Origin of the sequence: Paenibacillus sp. SAFN-054, assembly GCF_051966755.1 — a bacterium.
Lineage (GTDB): Bacteria > Bacillota > Bacilli > Paenibacillales > Paenibacillaceae > Paenibacillus_AQ.
Genome location: NZ_JBQCKS010000002.1, coordinates 654,584 through 666,658, shown reverse-complemented (window position 1 = coordinate 666,658; position 12,075 = coordinate 654,584). Strand labels below are relative to the sequence as shown.

General features: G+C 54.7%; 8 protein-coding genes. 6 read left to right on the top strand and 2 right to left on the bottom strand.

Annotated features, from left to right (window positions below):
- Window positions 1-21 precede the first annotated feature (21 nt).
- Together ACTHPM_RS14480 and ACTHPM_RS14475 are read left to right on the top strand one after the other, a co-directional pair.
- A complete protein-coding gene (locus tag ACTHPM_RS14480; protein WP_440395660.1) occupies window positions 22-1,998 on the top strand; it encodes a vWA domain-containing protein in 1,977 nt (658 codons plus the stop codon).
- Complete coding sequence (locus ACTHPM_RS14475) at window positions 1,982-4,900, top strand: VWA domain-containing protein (protein ID WP_440395661.1); 2,919 nt, start codon at window positions 1,982-1,984, stop codon at window positions 4,898-4,900. Before ACTHPM_RS14480 ends, ACTHPM_RS14475 begins: the two co-directional genes overlap by 17 nt.
- Before the next feature lie 412 nt (window positions 4,901-5,312).
- Here ACTHPM_RS14475 and ACTHPM_RS14470 read toward each other — a convergent pair whose 3' ends face one another.
- Window positions 5,313-5,795: a hypothetical protein gene (locus ACTHPM_RS14470; protein WP_440395662.1), complete on the bottom strand. Its 483-nt coding sequence runs from the start codon at window positions 5,793-5,795 to the stop codon at window positions 5,313-5,315.
- 381 nt (window positions 5,796-6,176) lie between these two features.
- Between ACTHPM_RS14470 and tkt the strand changes: the two genes are divergently transcribed.
- Complete coding sequence (gene tkt / locus ACTHPM_RS14465; RefSeq protein ID WP_440395663.1) at window positions 6,177-8,219, top strand: transketolase; 2,043 nt, start codon at window positions 6,177-6,179, stop codon at window positions 8,217-8,219.
- Between the two features lie 55 nt (window positions 8,220-8,274).
- A complete protein-coding gene (locus ACTHPM_RS14460; protein WP_440395664.1) occupies window positions 8,275-8,592 on the top strand; it encodes a pyrimidine/purine nucleoside phosphorylase in 318 nt (105 codons plus the stop codon).
- 166 nt (window positions 8,593-8,758) lie between these two features.
- Here the strand turns inward: ACTHPM_RS14460 and ACTHPM_RS14455 are convergent, their stop codons facing one another.
- Window positions 8,759-9,658, bottom strand: a complete 900-nt coding sequence (locus ACTHPM_RS14455; protein WP_440395665.1) for an NAD(P)-dependent oxidoreductase — start codon at window positions 9,656-9,658, stop codon at window positions 8,759-8,761.
- 324 nt (window positions 9,659-9,982) lie between these two features.
- Between ACTHPM_RS14455 and ACTHPM_RS14450 the strand changes: the two genes are divergently transcribed.
- Window positions 9,983-11,338: a glucose-6-phosphate isomerase gene (locus ACTHPM_RS14450; protein ID WP_440395666.1), complete on the top strand. Its 1,356-nt coding sequence runs from the start codon at window positions 9,983-9,985 to the stop codon at window positions 11,336-11,338.
- Window positions 11,339-11,442: 104 nt separating this feature from the next.
- Window positions 11,443-12,075 (top strand): YigZ family protein, encoded by a 633-nt coding sequence (locus ACTHPM_RS14445; RefSeq protein ID WP_440395667.1) that lies wholly within the window; start codon window positions 11,443-11,445, stop codon window positions 12,073-12,075.

Genomic DNA, 12,075 nt, shown 5'->3' with positions numbered 1-12,075 from the left:
TTAGGGAAGGGAGGGAGTCGATTGGGAATCGGTTCATGGCTCGGGCTATGGTTCGGACTTAGCATACCGGCAATTGTTGCGATGTATTTGCTCAAACGCAACTTTCTCGATACCAAGGTACCGAGCCATTTGCTGTGGCAGAGAGTCCTGAAGAACCTGGAGGCCAACCGTCCGTGGCAGAAGCTGCAAAACAGGCTCCTCCTTTGGCTCCAGCTGCTTGCCGCTGCTCTCCTTGTGCTTGCGCTCATGAAACCCTTCTACTTTGCATCAAGCGGAGGGAAGGAGCATGTCGTGCTTGTCGCGGATACATCGGGAAGCATGAGCTCCACGGTAAGCGGCTCATCGGGTCAGCTTGACCGGGATAGGCTCGAGCAGATGAAACAGGAGATGAAAGATTATATAGACCGGAGCGCGAAAGGAAGCGAAATTACCTTGCTCAGCATGAATGCGGAACCGGATGTGATCATTTCCCGGGAAAAAGACCGCAGCCGCACCGTTCAGGCGATTGATTCGCTGCGGGCCTATTTCGGTAAGGCAGCATACGATGAGACGCTATCGCTTGCCTCCGCTCTGACGCGGGATGAAAAGGATGCCGAGGTCGTTGTGTTCACGGATGGCCAGTGGAAAGGCGACCCGTCGTCCATTCCGTTCCAAGCCCCGGTGAGCGTAAAGGCGATAGAAACAAAAGGGGGCTCCAACCTCTCGCTGCAGCAATTTGGCGTAAAGGATGAGACGGGTGGAACCACGGCTGTCGCGGTCGTGAAAAATCACGGTGCGGCGGTGAAATCTGCCGAACTGAGCGTATACGGTGACGGAAAGCTGCTTAAGACAGCATCGACAATGATTAAACCAAACGCATCGGCAACAGTCACTTTTCAAGCTATGCCGGGGGCTGAGGTGTACAAAGCGGAAATCGAAGGCGCTGACGATTATGCGGCGGATAACGAGGCGTACGCCTTTTCAGCACAGGCGGATACTCCGCGGATTTTATTGATGACCCAAGGCAACCGGTTTCTTGAGAAGGGACTCCAGCTCACGGGTGCGGAAGTCGTTAAAATGACGCTGCCTGAAGAATCTCCATCAGGCGAACAAACGTCTCCCGGCACGTCAGGCGAACAAGCCGTTCCTGATCCGAAGCCGGATCTGATCGTGATCGACGGAGTCGCACCGAGCTTTGCATCCCAAGGCGATTGGAAGAAGCTGCTTGAACGCACGCCGGTCTGGACGCTTGGCGGGAGCGGAAACAAAGTAGCCGTGAACGGCGCCCAGCCCAAGCTCGCCAGTCATCCCGTTAACCAGTATGCCAGCTACAATGGGGTTTATATCGGCAGCGTCATCAACAGCAAGCTTCCCGATTGGGCCACGCCGATCGTCAGTATCGACCAGCATCCTGCGGTGATCGCAGGAAGCGATAACGGGGAGCCGCGGCTGTCCTTCTTGTTTGATCTGCAGGAAACGGATTTTCCGTTATCATCGGAATTCCCGATCGTCGTACACGAGGCGGTTTCATGGCTGACGGGGAGCGGAGGGAAAAGCCTCGGCAGATTTACGGCGGGGACCCGGATTGAAATTCCCGTCGCCGCAGATACCGTATCGGCACGCTGGATCGCGAAGGACGGCATGGCCAAGAAAGCCGCTGTACAGGGGATGGATGCCGAAAGCGGGGACAAAGGAATTTATGCTTTGCAGCAGGTTCCACCTGTTCCGGGCTTGTATGCGTTTGAACAAGTGAACGGCAAAGGGGAGAAGCTGGAGTATCTCGCCGAATCTGCTGCCGACCCGTACGAAGCAGCGCAGGGACAAACCAACGATAACCTGGCGGCGATTGGGAAGAATACCGGCACCCAGGAACCGGCAGCAGGAACGGCCGGGGAGACGGGAGCGGAGAAAGAGGCCAACAGCAAGGCTAAGATACCTCTGACGACGCTGCTTGCCGGATTGGTCCTGCTTATTATTTTAGCGGAATGGGGGGTGTATCAGCGTGGGCGTTCAATTTAATCACCCCTGGCTGCTGCTCCTGCTCGTACCTTTAGCCGCTATCATGTTTTTTGCCTATAAAACCGATTTCCGCCTGACCGGCGGGCGCAAGCTGGGAGCCGTCATACTCCGCTCCGTTGTCCTGTTGCTGCTGGTCCTGGCCATATCAGGACTGGAATCGTACACCGTTCTTCAGCAGAAAAAGGTCGTATATGTCGTGGACCGGTCTGCGAGCATGCCGCAGGAAGGACAGGCGGAGGCGTGGATGCTGAATTCGGCAGACGGAAAGAAGGAAAATGATACCCTGGGTGTCATATCCACTTCGCTACAGGCTGCTTACGAACAGAAGCTGCTGAATCAACTGCCGCAGAATTTGCGCCTGAATGCGGCACAGAATCCGGACTTCAGCAATTTGGAGACGGGGCTCCTGCTGGCGGGTAATCTTCTTGATGGACGCTCGGATTCCCGGATCGTGCTGATCAGCGATGGCAAGGAAAACGTCGGCAGCATGCTGGCAGCCGGCCGGATGCTGAAAAATCAGGGCATACCCGTCGATGTGCTGGAGTCGCCTTCGCGAGAGATGAAGGATGTGTCGGTAGAAGAAGTGAGCGTGCCTCAGAAGCTATATCAAGCCGAGGCTTTTTCGATCGAAGTCCTGATCCGCAGCACGTATAAAGGCCAAGGCGAGCTGAGACTCTACGAAGACAGCCGTGAAATCGGCAGGCAAAAGGTGGATGTTACGGTAGGGGAAAACAGGTATGCCGTTAAAGCGCTCGCGAAAATGACCGGACTTCACCGCTATCGGGCGGAAGTGTTCATGGACGGCGACCTGCAGTCGGCCAATAACGCAGGGTATGCGTTTACCCGGGTCGACGGCCCGCCGAAGGTCTTGATCGTGGAAGGCAAAAAAGACACGTCCTCGAACCTCACCGCAGCGCTGTCTTCAGGCCTTGTTCAGTATGATGTCATGCCAAGCCCGGCGCTGCTGCCCAGCGAGATGGCGAAGTATGCGGCGTATGACTCGATTATTTTCAACAACGTGTCCGGCGACCAGGTTGGCGAGCGGCGTATGGAAATGATTGAGCAGGCCGTAAAAAGCTATGGCATCGGCTTCATGATGGTGGGAGGCGAGGACAGCTTCGGCATGGGCGGATATTTTAAAACGCCGATCGAACGCGCCCTGCCGGTATCGATGGAACTGGAGGGCAAGCGGCAAATTCCTTCCCTTGGCCTGATTCTGGTCATCGACCGTTCGGGCAGCATGTCCGGCGACAAGATGGAGATGGCCAAGGAAGCAGCCATCCGTACCGTCGAGATGCTGCGTCCGAAGGATACCGTAGGGGTCCTTGCTTTTGACTCGAGCAATTGGTGGGTTGTTCCGCCGATGAAGCTGGACAACAAAAAGAATGAAGTCATCGGGCAGATTCAGTCCATCCAAGCCGATGGCGGAACGGATATTTATCCGGCAGCCGCTTCGGCGGTGGAGGAATTGAAGAAGGTTCAGGCGCAGCGCAAGCATATCATTCTGATGACGGACGGCCAGTCTGCGGGGAATGATGGGTATGGGGATTTGCTTGCACAGATGGTGGACGAGAAAATGACGATGTCCACGGTTGCGGTGGGCACGGACTCCGACGTTAACCTGCTGCAGAGTCTTGCCGACGGCGCCAAAGGCAGATTCTATATGGCGCAGGATGAATCGTCCATTCCCGCGATTTTCAGCCGCGAGGCGGCCATGATATCCAAATCGTATATCGTGGACAAGCCTTTCGTGCCGGCTCTGCAGGATGCAGGGGACTGGGGGAAATTGTTTGAAAACGGGGTTCCGCAAATTTATGGTTACGTGGGGACGACCGCCAAGCCGGCGGCTCAAACGGTCTTGACGAGTCCGGAACCGGATCCGCTGCTGGCCCGCTGGCAGTACGGCTCGGGACGCACGGTAGCCTGGACGAGCGATATGATGGGGAAATGGTCCAAGGACTGGGTGTCCTGGCCGGCGTTCTCGAACGTGCTGACGCAAATGGTGAAGTGGACCTTTCCGCAGTTTGCCGCTTCGCCTTACGACGTCAAGACACAGGTAGAGGGCAATAAAGTCCATTTGGAAGTGAATGCCGCATCCGGAAGCGGTCCGGAGCAGCTGCAGGCGGTGGTGACGGGGGATGAACTCAAGCCGAGCACCGTCGATCTGGTTCAGGAATCACCCGGAAGGTACAGCGGCGAAATCACGGTGGATCAGCCGGGCTCCTTCCTGATGTCGCTCCAGGACAGCGAGGGCAAGAGCGTGGCGATGCCAAGCGGTTTGATCGTCCCTTATTCGCCGGAATACCGGATCGAAACCGGGGATGCGAAGCAGGAGCTGGGAAGACTCGCCGAGATGACCGGCGGGCGTATCCTGTCCTGGGAGAAGCCGGAGCAGCTGTTTGCGGCTGCTCCTCGTCCAAGCCGCGAGCTGCATGATCTCAGCTACGCGCTGCTTGCCGCGGCCCTGATGCTGTGGGTCGCGGACATCGCGGTGCGCCGCCTGGCCCTCCCATGGGGCCGCATCGGCGCACGCCTGGCCGCCCTGCTCCGCAGGCGGCCGCAGCCGGCCGGCGGGGCACAGGCCCCGGACGCCGGCCTCGGCAGGCTCGCCGCGCGCAAGGAACGCGCGGCGGCCTTCTACGGCGGCAGCGCAACGCAGCCGCCGCCCGCACCGGCGCAGCCGCAGGCACGCGCCGGTGCCGCGGAAGAAGCCGGAGCGAAGCGTCCGGCTTCGGGCCGCCCCGCGGCGGGCCCCGAGCCGCCGCGCGCGGCACCGCCGGCCCGGCCCCCTGCGGACGGGCCGGGCAAGAAAGCGGCGGCGGATGCGAACCCGCCGCAGGAGGAGCAGCGGTCCGCTTCGATGGACCGCCTGCTGGCCGCCCGCAAGCGCAATACGCGCTAGCGGCGCCAAGAGGCAAGATCATCGCTTGATCTTGCCCGTTTGGCCCCATATGCGCTGCACATCAACGGGGTATATCTTACACGGTTTAGTCGACATGCTCAGGCAGCATGAGACTTGGTTAACCTTAGAGCAGTACAGCTAACTCAACTACCAACAGCTCGTTTTCTGGAATGGAGATCAAAAATCCTCTTCATGGAGATAATTCTGCTAAGCGCTTGATATGTTAAACCAGGAGCAATTTCACACTTGGCCTCAAGGCCTGAGCACTCATACCTTTATAAAGCAAGACCCGCGATCCTGAGGTGACCGCGGGTCTTGCTTTATTCATATCCCTAGAATTTCATTTCAAAGAATTTGATTTCATTTCAGCTTCGCTGCATGTTTTCTTTCCATTACGGTTAATGATAAAGGATTATGCTTTATCGGAACCGTTCGCGAAGGGTACCAGCTGCATTGTTCGATTGGAAGCGTACAGCAGGATGCCGAAGAGCAGATGACCAGCGAACCACCAGCCGAAAGCTTGCATGTCGCCCGGCACTGGCACCCGATCAGATAGGGAGGCCAGCGGGAAGAACAGGAGCGATGACAGCAGGCCAAGCGCGGTGGCGGTGAGCAGTGGCCGGGGGTAAGCGAGGATGCTGTTCCAAAAGGCATAGACAAGGCCGATGGCGAGAGCGACCATCAGGTGCAGAGCGAATTCGATCCATTCCGGGAGCCTCGGCGGCAAAAAGCTAACAAAGTCGACATTCAGCAAAAGCCGGTACACGAGATGGCCGGAAGCTTGCTCGATGATTTTAAGAAAAAGGCCGAGTCCTACGCCGCTGATCAGACCGCAGAACAGCCCCCTGATCCAGAACGCGGGCGAGGAAGCGAGTCTTTTGAAACGGTTGTCCACCCAGCGTCACCTCCCGATGATGGTTTTCGTACTGCAAAAAGTTGTGACAAATTATGTAGACAAGCCATGTCTGTCCGGTCCGGCATGTGACCGCTTTAAATGGCGGCAGATTACGATTTTTGATCGCTCCGGATTTTGTCAAATCCTGCCGCATAATGACCGCCGCAGCAGGGAATCGTGATAAAGGATATGGAAAAGAAGACTGCCAAGTGTTACAATAAGTCAAAATGAAACATTCAAGCGGAGCTTCTTCATAATCCGCAAGCGGGAGAAGGCTTTTGATGCTTTCTTTTTGATTTCATTGTAGTGGATTTGACCAGGATTATGAAGCAGCATCGCTGCCGCTTTTTAAATTTCCCAGAGTGACTGAGGAGGATAAACATGACTGACAAGAATCAAGCGATCGACAAAAAAGAAAACTCGACCATCGAGAATCTTTCGATCACCACCATCCGTACTTTGGCGATCGACGCCATCGAAAAGGCAAATTCCGGACATCCGGGCATGCCGATGGGTTCCGCGCCAATGGGCTATCAATTGTTCGCCAAAACGATGAACCACAATCCGGAGAATCCGACTTGGATCAACCGCGACCGTTTTGTGCTGTCCGCAGGACACGGCTCCATGCTGTTGTACAGCTTGCTGCACCTGAGTGGCTATGATCTGCCAATGGAAGAGCTGAAACAGTTCCGTCAATGGGGAAGCTTGACTCCGGGTCACCCTGAATTCGGACATACCGCAGGCGTTGACGCAACGACCGGACCTCTGGGTCAAGGGATCGCGATGGCTGTGGGTATGGCTATGGCTGAAACGCAGCTGGCTGCAACCTACAACAAAGACCAATTCAAAGTGGTGGATCACTATACCTACGCGATTTGCGGCGACGGCGACCTGATGGAAGGCATCTCTTCCGAAGCGGCTTCCCTCGCAGGCCATTTGAAGCTTGGCAAACTGATCACCCTTTATGATTCCAACGATATTTCCCTGGACGGCGAACTGAACCTTTCCTTCTCCGAGAATGTTCAGAAGCGCTTTGAAGCTTACGGTTGGCAAGTGCTGCGCGTAGAAGACGGCAACGATCTTCCTGCCATCGAAAAAGCGATTGCTGAGGCACAGAAGGAAACCGAAAAACCAACCCTGATCGAAGTCAAAACGATTATCGGTTACGGCAGCCCGAACAAACAAGGCAAAGGCGGCCACGGCGGTACGCACGGTTCCCCGCTCGGTTCCGACGAAGCCAAGCTGACCAAAGATTTCTACAACTGGGTTTACGAAGAAGACTTCCATGTACCGGCTGAAGTTCGTGAGCACTTCGCGAAAGTGAAGGAACACGGCGTGAAAGCGAACAAGGAATGGAACGAGCAGTACGAAGCTTACAAAAAAGCATATCCCGAACTTGCAGCCCAGTTTGACAGAGCGATTGCTGGCGACCTTCAAGAGGGTTGGGATGCCGATCTGCCGAAATATGCGGTTGAAGATAAAGCCGTTTCCACACGCGTGGCTTCCGGTAAGGCATTGAACGGACTTGTGAACAATGTGCCGCAGCTGATGGGCGGATCTGCCGACCTTGAAAGCTCCACCATGACTCACCTGAACGGCTTGTCCAACTTCACCCCGCAAAGCCGCGAAGGCCGCAACATTTACTTCGGCGTACGCGAGTTCGGCATGGCTGCAGCGATGAACGGCATGATGCTGCACGGCGGCGTGAAAGTATTCGGCGGTACGTTCTTCGTATTCACCGACTACCTGCGTCCGGCTGTACGTCTGGCTTCCATCATGAAGCTGCCTGTGACTTACGTGCTTACGCATGACAGTATTGCTGTCGGCGAAGACGGTCCAACGCATGAGCCGATCGAACAACTGGCTTCCCTCCGCATCATTCCGGGCCTGACGGTGATTCGTCCGGCGGACGGTAACGAAACTTCCGCTGCATGGGCTTATGCGGTAGAGAACAAGGAGAACCCTGTTGCCCTCGTCCTTACGCGTCAAAACCTGCCAATCCTGGCCGGAACGGTTGACGGTGCAAGAGAAGGCATCAAGCGTGGTGCATACGTGGTAGCCGATGCGAAGAACGGCAAACCGGTTGCGCAAATTATCGCTACGGGCTCCGAGGTTCAACTGGCTGTCAAAGCACAGGAAGAGCTTGCGAAACAAGGCATCGAAGTACGGGTTGTCAGCATGCCAAGCTGGGATCTGTTCGAAAAACAAGACCAGGCTTACAAGGATTCCGTCATTCTGCCTGACGTGAAAGCCCGTCTTGCGATTGAAATGGCTCAAACCTTTGGCTGGGAACGTTATGTCGGCGATCAAGGCGACATTCTCGGCATCACGACTTTCGGTGCATCCGCTCCTGGCGACACCGTGATCAAAGAATACGGATTTACGGTGGAGAACGTTGTCAGCCGCGTCAAAGCGCTTCTGTAAGAACGTTGTCCCCTGCATAGATCAAGTTCCATAAGATGAGGAGCAGTGAGTATTCATGTCGCAACTGAAGAATGCAACCATTGTGAAAGCAGCCAATATTTATTATGACGGTCAGGTCACCAGCCGGACCGTCATCCAGGAAGACGGAAGCAAGGTAACGCTTGGCATCATGCTTCCAGGCACTTATGAATTCGGTACGGACGGTCCGGAAATCATGGAGATTCTTTCGGGTCAGCTTAAAGTGCTTTTGCCGGGAGAAGATTCCTGGCAGGAGATTAACGGAGCGGCTACATTCCATGTGCCTGCCCGTTCCAAATTTGCTCTGGAAGTGTTCAGCGTAACGGATTACTGCTGCTCCTATCCGGCGGAATAACGTGCATCCGCGAGGAGGCCGAGGAACCGTGAGGTTCTGGGTCTGCTTGGCGGGATTTGCGAACAAAAGGATACATGAAAAAGGGTAAGACTGCCTGATCGGCAATCTTACCCTTCTTCTCTTCCATTCGTGCAGGCATGATTCGTTCATGGGCTGCACGCAAACCTTATTGCAGCGGCTTGCCGCCGATCGTTTGCCCGATCCAGGCTTCATAGCATTTGACGACGGCCGATAGATCCTCTTCGCCATAGCCTTCCGTTTGACCAGCCTGAAAAAGGTTCTTGGTCAGGTCGAGCATTGGCGTCGGGATGCCAGCGCTATCCGTCATGGAAGCCGCAAGCTTCAGGTCCTTGAGCATCAGCGCAAGCGAAAACTGGTTGCTGAAATCCGCTTCAATGATTTTGCGGCCCTTGAGCTCGGCGGCCTTGCTGCCTGCCGAACCGAGTTGTACGAGCTCCAGGAAGCTGTCGGCCGGAATGCCGGATTTGGTGGCAATGGCAAAGCCTTCGGCCAAGGCGAGATTGTTGATGCCGACCATCGTGTTATGGGCCAGCTTGGCGACCGAACCGCTGCCGCTAGGTCCCATATGGATAACCTTTTTGCCCATCGCGTCCAACAGGTCGGCGGCGTTTTCCAGTACGGAAGCCTCGCCTCCGACCATAAATACGAGCGTACCGTCTTCAGCCGCAGGCTTGCTTCCGGTTACCGGCGCGTCGAGGAATTCGGCTCCTTTCTCGCGAATGGAAGCCGCAAGCTCTTTGACGAGTCCCGGGGAAATGGTGCTGGAGTCGATGACGATCATGCCTTTGTCGAGCGAGTTCAGGATGCCGTCCGCGCCGTGGTACACTTCGCGGATGGAATCGTCATTGCTGACCATCGTGATGACAACGTCGCGGCCGGCAGCGGCTTCGCGCGGCGTGGCGGCGGATGCGGCTCCGGCGGCAACGAGGGGCTCGCATTTGGCAGCCGTGCGGTTGTAGACGGTCACGTCGTATCCTTTACTTAGCAGTATGGAAGCCATCGGCGCTCCCATGGTTCCCAGTCCGATAAAACCTATCTTTTTCATGTGATCACCTTTTCTTATGATAGTTGAGGATCACGCAGGAGCTCTTCGGAATCAGAGGTTGCGCGAATCCGGGACATAAATAAATACCTTTGTCTATTTTAAGATATCAGAAAGTATAACCGGTTGGGAAATGGAAATGCATGCTGGTAGACGATTTTCTGCCATGTGCTTGAAGGTGCGCCTTGCGGGTAAGCACGAGACATGGAATTGGCGTCTTTTTCAATGATGTCGCATGCTTGCTAGTCGCAGGAAATTAAAGTATCCTATTCTAAAGCTGTTTTTATGGAAGCCGTAGAGTAGAGATGAAACCAGGAGGTAACACAGATGTCAAACCCATTAAAATTTGATTACAGTAAAGCCCTTGAATTCATCAACCAACATGAAGTGGATTATTTTGCCGAGCCGATCAAGCTGGCTCATGAGCAGCTGCATAACAAGACCGGCGCAGGCTCCGACTATCTCGGATGGATCGACCTGCCAACGGCTTACGATAAAGAAGAGTTCGCGCGGATTCAAAAAGCGGCAAGCAAAATCCAAAGCGACTCGGAAGTACTGATCGTCATCGGAATCGGCGGTTCCTACCTTGGCGCGCGTGCGGCTATTGAAGCCCTGTCGCATTCCTTCTATAACTATCTGCCGAAGGACAAGCGTAAAACGCCTGAAGTTTATTTTGCCGGCAACAACATCAGCTCGACGTACATTACGCATCTGCTTGATCTCGTGGAAGGCAAGGATTTCTCTGTGAACGTTATCTCCAAATCCGGTACCACCACGGAGCCTGCGATCGCGTTCCGCATTTTCCGCGCAGCCCTGGAGAAGAAATACGGCAAAGAAGAAGCGAAGAAACGCATCTACGCAACAACGGACAAAGAAAAAGGCGCCCTCAAGAAGCTTGCAACCGAGGAAGGCTATGAATCCTTCGTCATTCCGGACGATGTTGGCGGACGCTATTCCGTGTTGACAGCCGTAGGCCTTCTGCCAATCGCAGCAGCTGGCATCAACATCGAAGAGATGATGAAGGGCGCAGCCGATGCATCCAAGGAATTCAGCAGCCCGAACGTGGCCGAGAACCAGGCTTACCAATATGCGGCCGTTCGTAACGCCCTGTACCGCAAAGGTAAAGCGATTGAGATTCTGGTCAACTACGAGCCTTCCCTGCACTACGTGTCGGAATGGTGGAAGCAGCTCTTCGGCGAAAGCGAAGGCAAGGATTACAAAGGCATCTATCCGGCTTCCGTTGATTTCTCCACCGATCTGCACTCCATGGGTCAATTTATCCAGGAAGGCAGCCGGAATATTTTCGAAACCGTCATTCAAGTGGACAAGGTTTCCGAGGAGATTACAATTGAAAGCGATCCGGACGATCTTGACGGACTGAACTTCCTGGCCGGCAAAACGATGGATTTCGTCAATAAGAAGGCTTTCCAAGGCACGATGCTGGCGCATACCGACGGACAGGTTCCGAACCTGATCGTTACCGTGCCGGATCTGACGCCATATTCTTTCGGATACTTGGTTTATTTCTTTGAAAAAGCTTGCGGCATCAGCGGTTATCTGTCGGGCGTGAATCCATTCGATCAGCCGGGCGTTGAAGCTTACAAGAAAAATATGTTCGCTTTGCTGGGCAAACCGGGCTATGAAAAAGAAAAGGCTGATCTGGAAGCCAGACTTTCTGAATAACTCACCACATCTTAAGAATAGACATCAAACAGAAGGAAGCAGTTCACCGGTCTTCGGACCATATGGGGGACTGCTTTCTTTCCAATCAGGGGAAGGGTTAAAGGATGATAGAACGTTATCGTACCGTTCGAAAGAGCGGGGAGAAGGAAATCGTAATCAAAAAATCCCGTTTTATCGGCCACATCATGCCGGTGGAAACGGAGGATGATGCAAACGCTTTTATCGAGGAAATCCGTAAAAAACACTGGAACGCCACGCACAACTGCTTTGCATACATGATCGGCGAGCGGGACGAGATCCAGAAGCAGTCCGATGACGGGGAGCCAAGCGGAACCGCGGGTAAACCGATCCTCGAAGTCATGAAGAATCAGGGGCTGAAAAATGTGGCCATTGTCGTCACGCGGTATTTTGGCGGCATCATGCTGGGCGCCGGAGGGCTGATTCGTGCCTATACAGATGGCGCCGTGGCGGCAATTGAAGCCGGGGAAGCGATTTCCCGTGTACTTCATCGGCAAATTTTTGTAGAATTAGATTATACATGGTTAGGCAAGGTTGAGAACGAGCTCCGAAACCGGGAAGTACGCATGGGGGAAACGAGCTTTACCGATAAGGTAACGCTGGAATGCCTGCCGCTCGATTCGGAATCTCAGGAGTTCATGTCGTGGATGGTGGATCTGACTCAGGGACAGTCCCTGATTACGGAGGGTGAGCAGCTTTATTTTATTGAAGGGGAATAA

Excerpts from the sequence above, each read along its gene's own strand:
- tkt (WP_440395663.1), top strand. The coding sequence starts at position 6,177 with ATGACTGACAAGAATCAAGCGATCGACAAAAAAGAAAACTCGACCATC.
- ACTHPM_RS14460 (WP_440395664.1), top strand. The coding sequence starts at position 8,275 with ATGTCGCAACTGAAGAATGCAACCATTGTGAAAGCAGCCAATATTTAT.
- ACTHPM_RS14455 (WP_440395665.1), bottom strand. The coding sequence starts at position 9,658 with ATGAAAAAGATAGGTTTTATCGGACTGGGAACCATGGGAGCGCCGATG.
- ACTHPM_RS14450 (WP_440395666.1), top strand. The coding sequence starts at position 9,983 with ATGTCAAACCCATTAAAATTTGATTACAGTAAAGCCCTTGAATTCATC.
- ACTHPM_RS14445 (WP_440395667.1), top strand. The coding sequence starts at position 11,443 with ATGATAGAACGTTATCGTACCGTTCGAAAGAGCGGGGAGAAGGAAATC.